Origin of the sequence: Pseudomonas sp. I3-I5 (genome assembly GCF_022699445.1) — a bacterium.
Lineage (GTDB): Bacteria > Pseudomonadota > Gammaproteobacteria > Pseudomonadales > Pseudomonadaceae > Aquipseudomonas > Aquipseudomonas fulva.
In genome coordinates, this window is sequence record NZ_CP093940.1 from 2997950 (window position 1) to 3016073 (window position 18124).

Annotated in this window: 13 protein-coding genes (1 of these 13 only partly in view); 2 read left to right on the forward strand and 11 right to left on the reverse strand. The window is 65.0% G+C overall.

The window, feature by feature from the left end:
• Positions 1 to 4533, reverse strand: the beginning of a protein-coding gene (locus MOP87_RS13325; protein ID WP_236166129.1) for a non-ribosomal peptide synthetase. Its footprint begins 5118 nt before the window's first position; only the first 4533 of its 9651 coding nucleotides appear in the window; it begins with the start codon at positions 4531 to 4533; its stop codon lies beyond the left edge, outside the window.
• A 186-nt stretch (positions 4534 to 4719) separates the two neighbouring features.
• Here MOP87_RS13325 and MOP87_RS13330 point away from each other — a divergent pair, with 186 nt between their 5' ends.
• Both MOP87_RS13330 and MOP87_RS13335 read left to right on the forward strand, forming a co-directional pair.
• The gene (locus MOP87_RS13330) at positions 4720 to 5841 is read left to right on the forward strand and encodes a cupin-like domain-containing protein (RefSeq protein ID WP_027916318.1); all 1122 of its coding nucleotides are present in this window, start codon (positions 4720 to 4722) and stop codon (positions 5839 to 5841) included.
• Between the two features lie 65 nt (positions 5842 to 5906).
• Positions 5907 to 6875, forward strand: a complete 969-nt coding sequence (locus MOP87_RS13335; RefSeq protein WP_027916319.1) for a siderophore-interacting protein — start codon at positions 5907 to 5909, stop codon at positions 6873 to 6875.
• Positions 6876 to 6912: 37 nt separating this feature from the next.
• Here the strand turns inward: MOP87_RS13335 and MOP87_RS13340 are convergent, their stop codons facing one another.
• The 10 genes from MOP87_RS13340 to MOP87_RS13385 all read right to left on the reverse strand — a co-directional run bounded on the left by MOP87_RS13340 (position 6913) and on the right by MOP87_RS13385 (position 18058).
• A complete protein-coding gene (locus MOP87_RS13340) occupies positions 6913 to 8304 on the reverse strand; it encodes an aspartate aminotransferase family protein (protein ID WP_242809627.1) in 1392 nt (463 codons plus the stop codon).
• A 66-nt stretch (positions 8305 to 8370) separates the two neighbouring features.
• Positions 8371 to 8577, reverse strand: coding sequence for a hypothetical protein (locus MOP87_RS13345; RefSeq protein ID WP_242809629.1), 207 nt, complete (start codon positions 8575 to 8577; stop codon positions 8371 to 8373).
• A 585-nt stretch (positions 8578 to 9162) separates the two neighbouring features.
• Positions 9163 to 9417, reverse strand: a complete 255-nt coding sequence (locus tag MOP87_RS13350) for a hypothetical protein (protein ID WP_242809631.1) — start codon at positions 9415 to 9417, stop codon at positions 9163 to 9165.
• Between the two features lie 132 nt (positions 9418 to 9549).
• A complete protein-coding gene (locus MOP87_RS13355) occupies positions 9550 to 10872 on the reverse strand; it encodes an ATP-binding protein (protein WP_028687949.1) in 1323 nt (440 codons plus the stop codon).
• On the reverse strand, positions 10869 to 11552 hold the full coding sequence (locus tag MOP87_RS13360; protein ID WP_027916040.1) for a response regulator transcription factor: 684 nt from the start codon (positions 11550 to 11552) through the stop codon (positions 10869 to 10871). The genes MOP87_RS13355 and MOP87_RS13360 overlap by 4 nt, the downstream gene beginning before the upstream one ends.
• Before the next feature lie 384 nt (positions 11553 to 11936).
• Positions 11937 to 12512 carry a nucleotidyltransferase family protein gene (locus MOP87_RS13365; RefSeq protein WP_028687950.1) on the reverse strand — a complete coding sequence of 192 codons (576 nt, stop codon included), beginning with the start codon at positions 12510 to 12512 and terminating at the stop codon, positions 11937 to 11939.
• A complete protein-coding gene (locus tag MOP87_RS13370) occupies positions 12509 to 13480 on the reverse strand; it encodes an XdhC family protein (protein WP_236166025.1) in 972 nt (323 codons plus the stop codon). Before MOP87_RS13370 ends, MOP87_RS13365 begins: the two co-directional genes overlap by 4 nt.
• 3 nt (positions 13481 to 13483) lie before the next feature.
• A complete protein-coding gene (locus tag MOP87_RS13375; protein ID WP_236166026.1) occupies positions 13484 to 14695 on the reverse strand; it encodes a cytochrome c in 1212 nt (403 codons plus the stop codon).
• Positions 14696 to 14697: 2 nt separating this feature from the next.
• A complete protein-coding gene (locus tag MOP87_RS13380; RefSeq protein ID WP_023535868.1) occupies positions 14698 to 15234 on the reverse strand; it encodes a (2Fe-2S)-binding protein in 537 nt (178 codons plus the stop codon).
• Positions 15227 to 18058 carry a xanthine dehydrogenase family protein molybdopterin-binding subunit gene (locus tag MOP87_RS13385; RefSeq protein ID WP_125922422.1) on the reverse strand — a complete coding sequence of 944 codons (2832 nt, stop codon included), beginning with the start codon at positions 18056 to 18058 and terminating at the stop codon, positions 15227 to 15229. The genes MOP87_RS13380 and MOP87_RS13385 overlap by 8 nt, the downstream gene beginning before the upstream one ends.
• Between the last annotated feature and the right edge of the window lie 66 nt (positions 18059 to 18124).

Below are 18124 nucleotides of genomic sequence, written 5' to 3' on the forward strand. Positions count from 1 at the left end.
GGCCATACGCTCGAGGGTGGCGGCTTCGAACAGGTCGGCGGCGTACACCAGGGCCACGGAAATGCCCTGCGGCGTTTCCAGGGTTTCAAGGGACAACTCGAACTGCGCGCCGCCGCCATCGAGCACCAGTTCGCGAGCCTGCAAACCTGGCAGGCTAGTGCCGGTCGCGGTGGCGCCGACAGTGCTGAGGTGGTTGTACATCACCTGGAACAGCGGGTTGTGATTCAGCGCACGCTGGGGGTTGAGCACTTCCACCAGGCGGTCGAAGGGCAGGTCCTGGTTGGCCTGGGCCGACAACGTCATCTCCTTGACCGTCTGCAGCCAATGGCCCGCCGATTGCTCAGGCTGCGGGCACAAGCGCATGACCAGGGTGTTGACGAAAAAGCCCACCACCGCCTCCAGCTCCTGGCTGTTGCGGTTGTTCACCGGCACCCCGATGCGCACGTCCGGCTGGCCGCTGTAGCGTTGCAACAGCAAGGCGAAGGTACCCAGGAACAGTTGGAACAAGGTGACGCCCTGGGCCTGGGCCAACTCGCGTACTTGACGCTCCAGGTCCTGCGGCAGGCGCAGGTCAAGGCGCCCGCCACGGTCGCTGAGCTGCGCCGTGCGCGGGTGATCGGTCGGCAGCGACAGCACCACCGGTTCACCACCCAGGCGTTCGACCCAATAGGCCTGCTGGCGCTGCATCTCGCCTTGGTCCAGCCACTGGCGCTGCCAGTGGGCGTAGTCGGCGTACTGCACCACCAGCGGTTGCAGAGCGGACGTATGGCCGGCACTGAAGGCGCTGTAGAGGTCGACGAATTCGTGCACCAACAGGCTCATGGACCAGCCGTCGGAGGTGATGTGGTGCAGCGTGAGCACCAGCACCCATTCATCAATCGCGCGCTCGATCACCTTGACCCGCATCAGGGGGCCTTGGTGCAGGTCGAACAGGCGCGTGATTTCGGCGCGCACCGCAAGCTCCAGCTGGGGTTGGCTGGCATCGGGCAAGGCCATCCATTGCAGGTCCACCGCCCCGGCCGGCTGCACCTGCTGGTAAAGCTGGCCATCCTCCTGGACGAACGTGGTGCGCAAGGCTTCGTGCCGTGCCAGCAAGGTGTCCATCGCCCGCTGCAAGGCCTGGCGATCAAGCTGGCCCTGCAGCCGCACGGCCAGCGGGGTGTGATAGGCGGTGCTCTGGGGCTGCAAGGTCCAGTACAGCCATTGGCGCTGCTGGGCGAACGACGCCGGCAGGCGCTCGCTGCGCGGCAGTGCCGCAATGGCCGCCTGTTCGCGGTAGCGCTCGCAGTGCTCCAGCGCCTGGGCCAGTTCACCCAGGTTGGCCGTGTCGAACATGGCCCGCAGCGGCAGGTCGAGCCCCAGTTGGCGGCGCACACGCGAGACGATCTGCACGGCCAGTAACGAGTGGCCGCCCAGGCTGAAGAAGTTGTCGCCAAGGCCGACTGCCGGCACTTTGAGCACCTGTTCCCAGATGCCCGCCAGGGCACGTTGGCGCTCAGTTACCGGCGGCACATGGGCATCGGCGGCACGCGCCTGGGTCGGCTGAGGCAGCGCGCGGGCGTCGAGCTTGCCGTTGGCGGTCAGGGGCATGACGGCCAGGGCCTGATAGGTGCTGGGCAGCATGTAGTCAGGCAGACGCGCTTGCAGCCACGCCTCCAGCTGCGCTTGCGCGTCAGTGTCCGCGTAGACCACATAGGCCACCAGTTGCGCATGGGCGGCTTCGCCCACCAGCAGCACGGCCGCGTCGCGCACCTGGGGCGCTGCACGCAGGGCCAGCAGCACTTCATCCAGGTCGATGCGGTAGCCGCGCAGCTTGACCTGGCGATCGACACGGCCAAGGAACGCCAGCTCGCCCGAGGGCAGGCGACGCACCCGGTCACCTGTGCGATACAGGCGCGCACCCGGTGCACCGAAGCGGTCAGGCACGAAGCGCTCGGCGGTCATGCCTGGACGGTTCTGGTACCCACGCGCAAGGCCAGCGCCACCGATGTACAACTCACCGTGGCTGCCCGGCGCCTGCAGTTGCAGGCCGGCATCGAGCACCTGGGTGCGGGTGTTGGGCAATGGCCGGCCCAGCACGATGGGGCTGTCTGCCGCGCTGAGGTTCTGGGTCAGTACGCCGACGGTGGTTTCGGTCGGGCCGTAGTGGTTGATGATGTCGCAGCGGCCCAAGGCGCGCAGGCGTTCGATCAGTGCAGGCGAACAGGCCTCGCCACCGAGCACCAGGCAGCGAGCAGGCAGCACCTGTTGCGGTTGATCGGCGCCCAGCAGCGCCTCCAGGTGCGACGGCACGATTTTCAGCACGTCGATGCCATGGCCTTGCATGTAGGCGCCGAAGCGCTGCGGGTCGAGGGCCACGTCCTGCTCGATGATGTGCAGCGACCGCCCGGAGCACAATGCGCCGAACAGCACGGTATGCCCCAGGTCCGCAGCCAGGGTGGAGACCACCGCCATGTTGCTTGCGCCCTGCAGCGGCAAGGTCTGGAAAATGCCTTGCAGGTAGTTGCCCAGGGCGCCGTGGCTGACGGCCACACCCTTGGCGGTGCCGGTGGAACCGGAGGTGTAGATGACGTAGGCCAGCTCGCCAGCGTGGACGGGGCGCTGCGGGCCCTGCGCACTCATTTCAGGGCGGGCGGGGTCGAGCAGCAGGGTCGTCACCCCGGCGATGTGCGGCAGGCTGGCTTGCAACGCCTGCTGGGTCAGCAGCACACCGACCCGGCTGTCTTCGATCATGTAGGCCAGCCGCTGGGCAGGGAATGCCGGGTCCAGCGGTACATAAGCTGCCCCGGCCTTCCACACGGCCAGCAGGCCGATCACCATTTCCAACGAGCGCCCGGCGGCCAGGCCAACGCACACCTGAGCACCGACGCCCAGCTCGACCAGTTGCAGGGCCAGCGCGTTGGCGCGGGCGTCCAGCTCGGCGTAACTCAGGCATTGGCCGGCGAATGTCAGCGCCAAGGCATCGGGAACGCGCTGCACCTGGGCCTCGAACATCTCCAGTGCCGACGGCGCTGCTGGTGCCTGTGGGCCCGTGGCCTGCTGTTGCAAAAATGCCGTCTGGTGCGCATCGAGCAAAGGCAGTTGGTCCAGTTGCTGGTCGGCATCCTCGCTCATCGCTTGCAGCAGTTGCAGCCAGTGCCCGGCCATGCGGGCGATGGTGGCCGGTTCGAACAGCTCGCTGGCATAGGTCAGCGAGGCATGCAGACGACCGCCGCGCTCGAAGGTGGTCAGGGTCAGGTCGAAGGGCGTGGGGCGGCTGCTCGCCTCCAGTGGGCGCAGCTCCAACCCCTCGCCCACCGTCATTACCTCGATATCGGCAACGTTGGGCAAGTGGTTGTACATCACCTGGAACAGCGGGTTATGGCTGAGGCTGCGGTCAAGGTCCAGGGCCTCGACCAGCTGTTCGAAGGGCAGGTCCTGGTGCGCCTGGGCACCGGCGGTGGTCTGTTTTACGGCGGCCAGCAGGCTGGCGACCGACTGATGCCCGTGCAGGCAGGTGCGCAGCACTTGGGTGTTGACGAACAAACCGATCAAGCCTTCGACCTCGGCCCGGTTGCGGTTGGCCACGGGCACGCCGATGCGCAGATCGGTCTGGCCGGTGTGGCGGTACAGCAGCACATTGAATGCCGCCAGCAGCACCATGAACAAGGTCACGTTGTGCTGGCGCGCCAAGGCCCGCAGTTGATCAGCCAGGGCCGGGTCGATGACCAGCTCGTGACGTTGGCCGCGCTGGCTGGCCACCGCCGGGCGTGGAAAATCGGTGGCCAGCTCCAGCAACGGCTGCTCATCGCCCAACTGCTCGCGCCAGTAGCCCAACTGCCGCGCCTGCTCACCGGCTTCCAGCCACTTGCGTTGCCACAGCGCATAGTCCATGTACTGGACAGGCAAGGCCGGTAGCGCTGGTTCAAGGCCTGCGGCAAAGGCCTGGTAAGCCTGGACGAACTCGTCGATGAGCACGTTCATCGACCAGCCGTCGGACACGATGTGGTGCAGGGTCAGCAGCAGCACGTGCTCCTGCGCCCCAAGCCGCAGCAAGGTGACGCGCATCAAGGGGCCGACGGCCAGATCGAAGGGTTGCTGCGCCTCGTGTTCGGCCAGCTCGCGCACACCGCGCGCTTGGGCATCGGCGTCCAGGTCAACCAGGCTGTGCTTGGCCACGTGCATCGGGTACTTGGCCGCTACCTGCCGAGCCTGGCCGTCTTCGCCTTCGGCGAATACCGTGCGCAGGCTCTGGTGGCGTGCTACCAGGCAAGCAAAGGCCTGCTCCAGCGCCGCCTCGTCCAGAGGCCCGCTCAAGCGCACGGCGCTGGGCAGGTTATAGGCACCGCTGCGCGGGTCCAGCTGCCAGAGAAACCACATGCGCTGCTGGGCATAGGACAGTGCATCACGGTCCGGGACCTGCACGTCGGCGGCGATGGGGAATTGGGAAAAGTCGATGCCTTCGGCGCGCAGGCCATCCAGAAACAGATGACGCTTGTCCACTGGCAGCTCTATGAAACGGCGGGCAAGCTTGAGGGACTTATCGGCATTCATCTGCGACCTTCCATACAGTTGGGTATCGAGCGTTGGCTCGGCTATCCCTACGGGACGTAGGACGACGCAAGAAAATTAGCCGCGCAGCTTAGGCGCTGGCGCCACGCATGCCGGTAAGGCGCCGGTTAAATCGGTGCGCGTATCGCTCGTTAACCCTGCACAACGAAAGATCGACAGGGGTTGACCGTGGACCTTCAGAGCATTCTCAGCAGGCTGTTCGCCAATGCCCATGGCGTGGGCATCGAGGGCGTCTACCAGTTCGTCTTCGCCCATGACCGGGCATTCTGGTCGGAGGTGCGCGAGCAGAGCCGCACCGGTGCGGGTCGCCACGCAGCGCCGGACGTCACCATCGAAGTGGCCGAGCGCGACTTTCTCGGGATCATGGGCGGCACGGCCAATGTCGAGGAACTGTTCGCCAGTGCGCGGCTGAAGATCACCGGCAACATGGGCCTGGCCACGCTGCTGCCGCAGATCATCAACAGCGCGCGGCAAGGCACGTCGGCCAGCAAGGTGGCCATGAACCAACGCTACCCCACGCCCGCGCGCATCAGCGAACGGATATCGGCAGCGCAGCCTGTGCTGCGTGAGGTGCCCCGCCTGCCACGGGCGCACCTGTCAGCCGAGCGTTTTGCCCGGGAGTTCCTGCCCCAGGGCATGCCGGTGGTGATGAGCGATGCCCTGCACGACTGGCCGCTGTTCAGCATGGGGCGTGAGGCATCCCTCGCGCACTTTGCCGAGCTGCAAGGCATCACCCGCCACGGCGATTACGTGAAAAAGACCTTCTCCACCGACCGCGACTTTCGCGCTACCTCCATGGCCGACTTCATTGCCTCGCTCGATACCCCGGCCAAACCGGGTGAAACCCCGGCCTACATGGGCAACAACATCGTCCCGGAAAAGCTCCTGGCGCTGATCCGCTTCCCCGACTATTTCGAACGCTCGCGCTACATCGCGCCACGCATCTGGATCGGGCCCAAAGGGACGCTCACACCCTTGCACCGGGACGACACCGACAACCTGTTCGCTCAAGTCTGGGGGCAGAAGTCGTTCATTCTTGCTGCCCCGCATCACCGTCCGGCGCTGGGCACCTGGTCGACCAGCCCCAAGGGTGGCCTGGACGGCTGCGACTTCAACCCCGATGCCGCCGACTACCAGCGTTTCCCGGCCGCCCGCGATGTGCCGTTCCTGCGCGTGGTGCTGCAAGCCGGCGACCTGCTGTTTTTGCCCGAGGGTTGGTTCCACCAGGTGGAGTCGGTGTCCACGTCGCTGTCGGTCAACTTCTGGGTGAACGCCGGTCGCGGTTGGTGATGTGCGTTTAATTTGCCTGGGCGTCAGCACGTTTCTCAGCAAAGACGTCTGCACGAGAACGCCCCATGCCCAGCCCCGCCCGCATGACCCAAACCCTCCAGCAAGGCCTGCGCCGTCTGATTGGCGGCGCCACACGCCAGGCCCAGCCCTACCGCCTGTTCGACCTGGTGCTCAGCCGTCGCCTGACCCTTACCCCTTCGCTCACCCGGCTGGTGTTCACCGGCCCGGACGTGGCGCAGATGACGACCCTGGCCCCAGACCAGCGGGTGAAGCTGTTCTTCCCCGCGCCCGATGGCTCCGTTGCGCAACTGCCTGCCGACCAGCACTGGAAGGCCGCCCACAGTGCGCTCGCTGCCGAGCAGCGCCCACCCATGCGTACCTACACCCTGCGCGCACTGCGCCCAGAGGCCTTGGAGGTGGACGTGGATTTCGTCCTGCACGGCGTCAACGGCCCTGCCTCAGCCTGGGCTACCCAGGCGCAGCCGGGTGATCGCCTGCAGATGCTGGCACCTAATCTGGCCTATACGGGAGACCCTGGTGGGTACGAGTGGAAGCCGCCGCAAGGGGTACGTAATGTGCTGCTGGTCGGGGATGAAACGGCGCTGCCAGCGATTGCCGGCATCCTCGAAGCCTTGGCCGTGACGCAACCGGACCTGGCGGTGCAGGCGTTCATCGAGGTGCCATTGCAGGCCGATTGCCTGGATGTGCGGCATGGCAGCGGCGTCGAGTTGCACTGGCTGCCACGCGATCTGCTGAACTGCGAGCACGGCCAGGCCATGCTGCATGCCGTGCATGAACTGGCCCGCCTGCCCCAGGGGCATGCCGTGCCCAGGGCCAGGCTGGAGGATATCGATATCGACAAGCGCATCCTGTGGGAGCAGGCCAGTACCGCCTGCAGCGCGTTCCACGCCTGGGTGGCGGGCGAGTCGGCCACGGTCATGGCCATCCGTCGTCATTTGATCAAGGAGCGCGGGTTACCGCGCCAATGGCTGACCCTGATGGGCTACTGGCGTGCAGGCAGAACTTTGGACTGAAGGGGTATAGCCGGGGGCACGCGGCCCCCGGCTGGGCTCAGACCGCCGCGGCCACGGCAGCAGCGAAACGCTGCGCGACCTCGTCGACCTGTTCGTCGCTGATGATCAAAGGCGGCAGGAAACGCACCACGGCCCCGTGGCGGCCACCGAGTTCCAGGATCAGGCCTCGCTTGAGGCACTCGCGCTGTACGCGCGGGGCCAGTTCGCGGTTGGCCGGCGGGTGCCCCTGGGCGTCCGCCGTGCCGTGCGGATCGACCAGTTCCACGCCCAGCATCAACCCCCGGCCACGGATATCCCCCAACTGCGAATAGTCCGCCTGCAGGCGTTGCAAGTACCCGCGCAGGCGCTGCCCCATGGCCTCGGCATGGTCCGCCAGGCGGTGCTCGACCAGGTATTCGAGCACGGCAGACCCTGCGGCCATGGCCATCTGGTTGCCGCGGAAGGTGCCGGCATGGGCGCCCGGCTTCCAGGTGTCGAGCCAGTCGCGGTACACCACCACGGCCAGGGGCAGGCTGCCACCGATGGCTTTGGACAAGGTGACTACGTCTGGGACGATACCGGCGTGTTCGAAGGCGAACATGCGCCCGGTACGGGCGAAGCCGCTCTGGATTTCATCGACGATCAGCGCGACGCCCGCCTGCTCGGTGATGCGCCTTACGCCCTTGAGCCACTCGATGTCGGCGGGTATCACGCCGCCTTCGCCCTGCACCACTTCCAGAATCACCGCTGCTGGCAGCGGCACCCCGCTTTCGGGGTCGAGCAGCAGGTTTTCCAGGTAGTGCAGGTTGGCCTTAACGCCCGCCTCGCCGCCCAGGCCGAATGGGCAGCGATAGTCGTAGGGGTACGGCATGAACTGCACGCCGCTGCCCAGCAATGCGCCCAGGGGTTGCTTGGGACCCAGGCTCCCCATCAGGCTGAGTGCCCCTTGGCTCATGCCGTGGTAGGCGCCCTGGAAGGTCAGGACCGTGCTGCGTCCGGTGGCGCTGCGCACCAGCTTGAGCGCCGCTTCCACCGCATCGGTACCGGTCGGGCCACAGAACTGCACCTTGGCTTCACGGCGCAGTGCTTCGGGCAGTACGGCGAACAGGTCCTGGACGAAGCGGTCCTTGACCGGGGTGGTCAGGTCCAGGGTGTGCAGGGGGAGTTCATCGGCCAGCACGCGCTGGATGGCTTCGACCACCACGGGATGGTTATGGCCCAGCGCCAGCGTACCGGCCCCGGCCAGGCAGTCGATGAACTGGCGGCCTTCGACGTCCTCGACATAGATGCCACGGGCTCGTTTGAGGGCCAGCGGGATACGGCGGGGGTAGCTACGGGCATTGGACTCCTGTTGCTGCTGGCGGTGCAGCAGCGGGGAGTCGGTGAATTCGTACAGGGGATGCGGGGTGGTGGCCGGTGGGATCTGAGCAAGGCTGGTAGCGGTGGACATGGTGAATCCTCGCAAGCAAGCGAATGGGCGGTAGTCGCTTGAGAGACGCTTGGCCGGGGGGAGGATTTAGGGGGGCTTGCTCTTGCTCTTGCTCTTGCTCTGGCTCTTGCTCTGGCTCTTGCTCTTGCTCTTGCTCTTGCTCTGGCTCTGGCTCTGGCTCTGGCTCTGGCTCTTGATCTTGATCTTGATCTTGATCTTGATCTTGATCTTGATCTTGATCTTCGCGACTTCAGAAGGCCGAACGCAGGTCTTGCGGAGGGAGGTGACAGGCATGGATGCCTGTCAAGCGCTGGGCCCCAGGATGGGGCCTACAGCGCGGTCCTCCCGGGAGCAAGACCGGAGTGAGGGAACCCCGAAGCGCAGCGTAGGGGCCGTATGAATGGAGCGCAGCCTTTTTTGGTTACTTTTTGTGGCGTTTGACAAAAAGTAACTCGCCGTAAGGGCGAAAAGGTGATTAAGCGTCGCCATCGCAAATGGACTATGCTCAATATCAACACCCACACCAATGCAATCAAACTTAAAACTTAAAACTTAAAACTTCAAACTTCAAACTTCAAACTTCAAAGCGTGGGCGCATACAGCAAGTTGGTATTCATTGGCGCGGGTGGCGCACAGTCACCCTTCCGCCCTTACGGCGGCTCACTTTTTGTCTTGTCAAAAAGTAAGCAAAAACCGCCTGCTCCTATCATCCGGCCCCTACGCTACGCTCCGGGGTTCCCTCGCGCCGGGCTTGCTCCCGGGAGGACCGCGCTGCAGGCCCCATCCTGGGGCCCAGCGCTTGACGGGCATCCATGCCCGTCACCTCCCTCCGCAAGCCCTGCGCTCGGCCTCCTGAAGTCGCGATCTGCGGCGCCTGAACTACCGCGCGCTTAGAAGCAAGAGCAAGAGCAAGAGCAAGAGCAAGAGCAAGAGCAAGAGCAAGAGCAAGAGCAAGAGCAAGAGCAAGAGCAAGAGCAAGAGCAAGAGCAAGAGCAAGAGCAAGAGCAAGAGCAAGAGCAAGAGCAAGAGCAAGAGCAAGAGCAAGAGCAACTGCAACTGCAACTGCAACTGCAACTGCAACTGCAACTGCAACTGCAACTGCAACTGCAACTGCAACTGCAACTGCAACTGCAATGATTATAGATCGAGAAGTCTACCAGAATAGGTAGCAGTAGACATCTTCACCGACTATAAAAGAACTAGCTTGCTCAACCACCTCTTACACGGCGTGCTTTGGGCCCCAGAATGTTCAGACAACGCCCAGGATCACCCCGCAGGCCGCGCCGGCACCTGCAATACCACCCTCAACCCATCACTTCGGCTATCGAATTTCAGGCTACCCGCACAGCGCTGCACAATTGCCTGAACGATGGCCAAGCCAAGTCCGCATCCGCTGCTCTGGCCATGACGCCAGAAACGCTCGGTCAGGTGCCCGAGGTCTGCCTCGGCGATGCCTGGCCCGTGATCGCGCACCATGAACCCCACCTGCCCCTCCACGGCCTGTACCTCCAGCTCCACCGCATCGTCACCGCCATGGCGCAAGGCGTTGTCCAGCAGGTTGCGCAGCGCCGCCACCGCGAGCGGTGCGGGCATGCTCAGGTAGACCTGGGCCGCCTCGGGCGGCAAGTTCAGGACGATCCTGCGGTTGTCACCACCCCCGGCGTCCTGCACCGCCTGACGCGCGACTTGCTCGGCACTGCACTGCACACCGTCGTCGAACGACAAGCTACCCTCCACCCGTGCCAGCATGAGCAATTGCTCCAGGGTCCGGTGCATGCGATCGGCGCCCTGTTCGGCATGCTCGAGCGCTTGTTCGCGCACCGTGCCCTCGGTCATGCGAGCAACCTGCAGGTGGGTCTTGATGGCTGTCAGCGGGCTGCGCAGCTCATGGGCGGCATCGTCGGTCAGGCGCCGCTCGCGCTCGATGGTCTGGGCGATGCGCACGAACAGCTGGTTCTGGGTCTCCAGCAACGGCTGGAGCTCACTGGGCATGCCGGCCACCTGCAACGGCTCGACACTGTCGGGGCGCCTGCGCCGCAGGGCATCGCGCATGCGATTGAGCGGCTCCAGGCCTTTGCCCAGCCCGATCCAGAGCAAGCCCAGGCTGCCCAGCAAGGCCATCAGCACCGGCGCCGAGGCAGCGAGCAGGATGGACTGGTTCAGGGCTTCGCGCTCCATGTGCCGGTCGGCTGTGGTGATGCGTACATCGCCATGGTTGTAGGTGAAGGTGCGCCATGAGGCATCGTCGATGGTCTGGTCGCGAAAACCACTGCGCCCGTCATCCATGACGCCATCGTGCTTGTGGTTGCTGGCCAGGATTTCCCCACGCAGCGAGCTGACCTGGCAGGCCATGCCGTCCGGTACGCTCAACTGGTCAGCCGCATAGTGAGTACCTTCGCCCTTGACGCTGAGCGGCTGGGGCAGCTGGTCGATCAGGCCGGCAACCATGCGTGCAGATGCCACCAGGCGCTGGTCGAGGGAGAACATCATCTGCTGGCGCAGGTCGCGCAACATCCAGGCGGCGGCCAGCGCCCAGATGATCACGAAGGCACTGCCCAGGATCAGGCTCAGGCGCACACGCAGGCTCATGATGGCGTCTCGGTGGGTGCATTGGCTGGGCCCAGGCGATAGCCTAGCCCGCGCACGGTCTCGACGATGCCATTGCCCAGCTTGCGGCGCAGGTGATGGATATGCACGTTCAGCGCATTGCTTTCCACTTCGTCGTTGAACCCGTACACGCAGTCCTTTAATTGCTCGCTGGACAGCACGCGCCCGGCGTTCTGCAACAGCGCCTGGAGCAAGGCTTGCTCACGACGAGACAGGTCCACGGGTTTGCCGGCAAGCGTAGCCTCGCAGCTGCTGGGGTCGTAACGCAGCGGGCCATGCTCGATCACGTTCACCGCACGGCCGGCGACTCGGCGCAGCAGGGTGTGCAGGCGCGCGGCCAGCTCGCGCAGGTCGAACGGCTTGAGCAGATAGTCGTCGGCCCCGGCCTGCAGGCCGTCGACGCGATCAGTGACCGCATCACGGGCGGTGAGCACCAGCACTGGCAACGTCTCACCTTGCTGACGCAGGCGGCGCAGCAGCTTCAGGCCGTCCTCGTCGGGCAGGCCAAGGTCGAGGATCATCACGTCGAACTGCGCCGCCTGGAGCATGGCCCGGGCGGCGGCGGCATTGCCCACCCGGTCGACGGTCAAGCCCTGTGCGGCAAGGCCTGCACAGATGCCAGCAGCGATGAGGTCGTCGTCCTCGCAAAGCAGAACGTGCATGGGTGGGGCTCCCGCAATGGTGTGGCCGATATTGCAGCGTGAATGGATTAAGGGGGAATTATGGACGCAGGCACAGGGTTTGGGGAGAAGGATTGGGCGGCGAAACGTGCGGATTGTCTGACAGTCAACGAGCGGTCTTGCCGGAGCGCCGGACCATGCGGTGCTTAACTTTGGGGGTCAACTGTCATGCACCACATCTGGAGTCTATCGGCTTCCCGTGTGGGAGCGGCCCTTGTGCCGCGATGGGCCGCGCAGCGGCCCCGGCACTATCAGCTGCGAAGCTGAAACCTCAAAACAGCGCCCCCCCCTGACTGATCCAGCCAGGCCCTTTTATAGAGATCGCTATCTTCCAGATACAGCGCAGCACCACGTGCCCCGCCCTGCTCAACGCCCTAAAACGCCCAGTGCCTCGGGCGTATCCACATCCATCAACACCCCCGCATCCGACACTTCGATCACCGTGCACGAGGCGCGGTTGGCATGCACCACCGCTCTGGCGCCTTCGTCACCGGTCAGCCCCAACAGCGCCGGCCAGAACGCGCGCCCGAAGATCACCGGATGCCCCTGCTGCCCAGCATGACGCGGCAGCACGATGGTCGAAGCCTGGGCGATCTCGGCCAGGTGCCTGAGGGTCGCGGCCTCTATCCACGGCATGTCCCCCAGCAAGATAGCCACCGCCTGCGCATCGCTGTCAGCCAGGGCGGCAACGCCTGCTGCCAGGCTGTGCCCCATGCCCGAAGCTGCCTGGGCACTGACGACCCAGCCACAGGCGGTGCCCAGGTCGAAGTCCTCGCGGCCCTCGTCCTCGCGTACCACGACACGCACATCCTCGAACACCGCCTCGGCCCGTTGTACACATTGGGCCAACAGGCTGCGCCCGTCGGGCAGCAGGGCCCGGCGCTTGTCGGCACCGAAGCGCCTGCTGCGCCCAGCGGCCAGGACCAGCGCCGCCACCTTCACAAGGCGGCCCGGTCAAGCCCGTTGCGCACCCGCAGTACATCTGCCAACACCGCCAATGCGATCTCGGCCGGCGTCTTGCTGCCCAGGTTGAGGCCGATGGGCGCATGGATGCGATCCAGCGCATCGGTATCCAGGCCGCCGATGCGGTGCAGCCGCTCGCGGCGTTTATCGGAGGTGGCGCGCGAACCCATCACGCCGATATAGAACGCCTCGGTACGCACAGCTTCGAGCATGGCCAGATCGTCGATCTTGGGATCGTGGGTGAGCGCCACCACGGCGGTGTCGGCATGACAACCGCCATTGAAGATGAATTCCGAGGGCAGCTCGCGGCGTACCTCGATACCGTCGATCTGCACCCCTTCGAGCACCTCCTCACGTGGCTCGCACAGGACCACTTCGAACCCCATGGCCTTGGCGAATTCGGCGCAGTACTGCGCAACACTGGAATACCCCGCCAGCAGCAGCCGCTGGGCGGCACCCACGCGCAGATGCACGCAGTCACCGTCGCGGTGCACGCGCGGCCCTTGACCGGCTGCGTCTGTCAGAGCCTGGATGCCGCTGGGCACCTTCACCTGGCGCAGTACCCGCCGCTGACCCTGCAACGCGCTTTCCAGCTGGCGCAGGTGGTCTTGCACCTCGCACGTGGACGGCAGGCGTTCCACCAGCACGTCCAGCACGCCGCCACAGGGCAAGCTGACCCGCGAGCGCGGGTCGCTGCCATCGCCGTAGCGCACGATGGCCGCCGGTTGCACGAACTCGCCCAGGGCCACGCGTTCAAGAAAATCGTCTTCGACGCAACCGCCGGACAACGACCCCAGCCACTGGCCCTTGTCGTTGACTGCCAGCAACGAGCCCGGCGCGCGGGGCGCCGAGCCGTAAGTGGCGAGCACGGTGCACAACCACACCGCTTGACCTGTGCTAGACCACTGCAACGCCTGGCGAATCACCTGTAGATCGAGATGCTGCACGCTTTACTCCGCTTTCAGCTCGGCCAGCTGTTGTTCACTGAAATCACCGGGCAGCCCGCCCCATGCCTGACGCAGGTAGTTGACCATGTCGGTCACCTGGCGTTCATCGAGCTTATCAGCGAACCCTGGCATCGGCTGCATGCGCTCAAAGCCGGTGAACTGCTGCTCGCGGATCCCGTCGAGTATCACCTTGGCCAGGTTGCGCGAATCGGCCTGGCGCAGCACCGTATTGCCTTGCATCGCCACGGCGATGTGCGGCTTGCCCTGCCCCTCCACGCCGTGGCAACCGGCGCATACGTTCAGGTATTGCTGGCGACCGCGCTGGGCACTTTCGCTCATCTGCGCCAGCGGCACGGGCGCGATCGCCTTGGCCACCGGCGGGTTGTCGCCGAGCAGGTAAGTGGCCATGGCGGCAAGGTCGGCGTCTTCCAGGTGCTGAGTGCTCAGGTGCACCACCGGAAACATTTCGTTGAACATACTGCCCTGGGCGCTGATCCCGTGCTTGAGGAACGCGGTCAGATCCGGTTGCGACCAGCCGCGCTCGGCCAGGTCGGTGGCCAGCAGGCTCGGGGCCAGGTATCCGTTGAGCAGCCCACCGCTCAGACGCAGGTCCTGCTGCAAGGCGCCGACCGCGTTGCGCGGGGTGTGGCACTCGCCGCAGTGCCCCATGACCTCGACCAGGTACTGGCCACGCTGCCAGGCAGGGCTGCTGCCTTCGACAGGCTGGGCCTGCACGCTCTTGCCGTACAGCATGTTCCAGCCGCTCAGGCCAAGGCGCACGTTGAACGGAAAACGCAGGGCCGTCCGGGGTGCCGGGCGATGGACCGGGGCGATGGTCTTGAGGTAGGCGAAGATCGCATCCGAGTCTTCACGCCGCATCAGGTGATACGAGGTATAGGGCATGGCCGGATACAGGTTGGCGCCGTCCTTGCGCTTGCCTTGGGTGACGGCCGCGAAGAACTCGTCGGCGTTGTAGTTGCCGATGCCGTACTGCTTGTCGGGCGTGATGTTGGTGCCGTAGATGGTGCCAAACGGCGAATGGATCGGCAGGCCACCGGCGAACGGCGCTCCGCCCTCGGCCGTGTGGCACGCCATGCAGTCGGCAGCACGGGCCAGGTACTGGCCGCGCTTGATCTGGCCGTCATCACTGGCCAGCGCCGAGCACGTTGCGGCAAGGCCATACGCTAGCGCCAGGGCGCTACGGAAAAAGCCCATGCTCAACCCTCCTTTACCAGGCCGAGGTCATCGAGCACCGTGCGCGTGGCCTGGTAGTAGCGCACATAGCCGGTGCAACGGCAGATGTGGTGACCAAGGCTGGCTTCGATACGTGCTTGCACCTCGCTCTTTTTCAGCGGCTGGCGCTGTGCGGTTTCCACCAGGACTGTGGCGGCGTTGACGAAGCCTGGTGCGCAGTAGCTGCACTGGAACGCGAACAGGTCGACGAACTTCTGTTGGATCGGGTTCAACGTAAGGTTGCCAGCCTCGTCCTGCTGGGCGTGGCCTTCGATGGTACGGACCTTCTTGCCTTCGAAGTAATGGGCGCCGGTGATGCAGGTGCGCACTTCTTCGCTGGTGCCGTCGGGGTTGTCGACGATCACCACGCAGGCGTGGCAGATGCCCTGCCCGCAGCCAAGGCGCGAGCCGGTGAGGTTCTGGTGCTCGTGCAGGTAGTCGATCATCGCCAGGTCGTCAGGGACCTGGACCGGGCCGACCGGTTGACCGTTGAGGGTCAGTTGCAGTGGACGGTTAGCCATTGAGGGCCTCCTGGATACGGGCTGGGGTAATGGGAAGATCGCGTACGCGCTTGCCGATGGCATGGGCCACGGCATTGCCGATGGCACCGACGATCGGGATCATCACCACCTCGGCGATGCCTTTGGACGGGTCGGTGGGTGAAAGCGGCGGAAGAATCTCGCTGCTTTGCGTCCATACCGCCACATCACGCGCGTGCGGCAGGCGGTACCGGTTGAAGTTCCAGTCGCCCTCCCCCGGCCCGCCTTCGTACAACGGCATTTCCTCGGTCAGTGCATGGCCAATGCCCATGGCGATGCCGCCTTCGAGCTGGCCCTTGACCAGTTCAGGCACCAGCACGCGGCCGCATTCGACCCAGCTGTGGTGATCGAGGACCTGCACCTGGTGCGTGCCTTTGTTCACCTTCACCTCCACCAGGGTGGCGACCGGGCTGTAATAGGTGACCATGGCGTTGTTCAACTGTGTATCGGGGTAAGCAGGGTTCTGACGGTCGAGCAGGTGGTAGCCGCTGCTGGTCATCTGCGCCTTCTTGGCATTGGCGGCGCCGTCGCCGTACTTCACGGCCAACGCGTCGAGCGGGAAACGCTCGCGCACGCCGTCGATGACGAAGTCGGACTCAGCCCAGCTCCAGCGGTTGAAACCGTGGACGCTCACGCCTGTTACCAGGCCCATGGCATGGGCCTTCTCGGCCAGTTGCGCAAAAGGAATAGGCGCCAGGCCGTTGCCGGTCAGCTCACCGTTGACCCACACTGCGTTTTCCCGACGCACCACCAGCGGGTTGGCCTGGCCGCCGTGCGGGCCCTGGGTCCAGATGGCCATGGCAGCAGGCCATAGGCCGTGATTGAACAACGCGCGAGCCGCCTCGCGTGTGGCATGGCTGAAATAGAACGCCGAGTTGGTCGCCGACGAGGGTGAGGCCAGCTTGCCGACCCAGCGCGGGTTGCGCAGGGCGGCGTCCTGTTCGGCCTGGCTGATCAGGTACGGGTTGCCGCTGGTGGACAGTTGAAGCTCGGGCCACTCGGTGACGGCAGTGAGCACTTCGTCGGCCGAACGGCCCAGGAAATCGCTGACCACCAGTGCCTGGGAGGTGGACATGCCGGTGCCAAGCTCGGTGCCGATGTGGCGCAGGCTGATGCGCCCGTCGCGGCTGAACTCGATGCTGGCCATGGGTGCTTCGGCGCCGGTGCCGAAGTCTTTCTGGCAGATGGCAAAGCCAGTGCCGTACCAATGATCCGGGTCGCTGGCCTCGCGCCGTTGCTTGCGTGCATCACGGTTACGCCAGCCTTCGTGCTGAGCCGCCTTGTCGAGGATCTCGTGCAGGCGCAATGCACCGGCTGGCACCGCGCCCTGGGTATTCTTCATGCCCGACTTCAGGGCATTGTTGCGCCGCAGGTCAATGGCATCGACGCCCAGGCGGCCGGCCACTTCGTCCACCATCATCTCGGTGGCGGCCATGCTTTGCAGGGTGCCGTAACCGCGCATGGAGCCGGCTTCCACTGCCCGCGAATGATAGGCAGTGACTGCCAGATCGTTCTGCGGCATGTAGTAGATCGACTGGGCAGCGGTAGCGCCTACGGCTGCAACGGAGGGGCTGTAGTTAATGCGACCACCGCCGTCACAGCTCATGTCGGCACGGAAGATCTTGAAGCTGTTGTCCTTCTTGTCCACCGCCAGCTGGTAACGGATGTCGAAGGCGTGGCGCTTGATGCCGCTCTGGAATTGCTCGTAGCGGTCGTTGGCCAGGCGCACCGGCACGCCCTCGCCATACAGCGCTGCCACGGCAGCGTAGAAGACGAAGATGTTGTTGTCCTTGGAGCCGTAGCCGACGGTGTAGCCTGGGTGCATGTTCAAGTGCTTGAGGCCAAAGCGTGACGGCTTGATCATGTGCACGCATTCCTGCGCGGCCTCGAACGGGCACTGGGTCGCCACGACGAAATGCAGGGTGCCGCTGGCCTCGTCGAACCAACCGTTGCCGTTGTCCGGCTCCAAGGCCGCCGGCTCGATGGAGGGGGTCTTGAAGCGCTCGTCGAAGACCAGCCAGTGCTCGGGCGGGTTGGCCAGCTGTTCGGCCATGCGGTTGGCGTAGAACAGGCCCTGCTCGGTGAGGTCGCCATGTTGGTTGGGCGACTTGGACCACACCGGCTTGCGGTTGAGGATGGTGGGAAACAGCGGCGAATCCTTCAGGCTGGAGAATTCGTCTTCGTCGAACGGGGTGGCGCCACCCACCCGCACGAAGCGGAAACTGCCGTAGGGGTCACGCTGGTACAACGGCGCCTGGGCGCCGTAGCGAATCACCTGGTCGTTGAATTGCAGCAGGCGCTTGGCCTGACGAAAGCGCTCGAAGTCGTGCCAGATCAGCAGCGCCACCGGATGGCCGATGAACATCGGGACCTTGCCAGGGGGCAAGAGCGGGTCTGGCGAGTGCGCCTCGGGCCAGGCGATGCCGTCGCGCTCCAGGTCGGCAGCGGTGACGATGCGGTCCGGTTGCAACTCGGCACCCAGCACACTGAGGTCGTGGCCTTCATAGAGGCGGTCGGCCTTGGTGGCCTTGAGCAACAGAGCGTGGCCTTGCTGCGCAGGCCAGCCGGGCATGTCCTTGGCACGAATGTCACGGGCGAAGACCTTGTTGCCACAGACTTTCGACAACGCGTCGTTACGAAAGCGCGCCTTGCCGTCATGGTTCATCCATTTGAGCGGCGAGGCGGTAACCCGGTCCTCCATCAGCGCGGCGAACGCCTGGCTGCCAAGCGGCGCCAGGGTCACGCCGACGCCAGCGATCAGGCCGCCTTGCAGAAAGGCGCGCCGGGAAATATCACGGTTGGACATGCTTGATCCTCTGGGCAGCAGGGGGTGCTGCCCATGTGTTCTTAATTCTTGTGCAGGGGTCGAGGG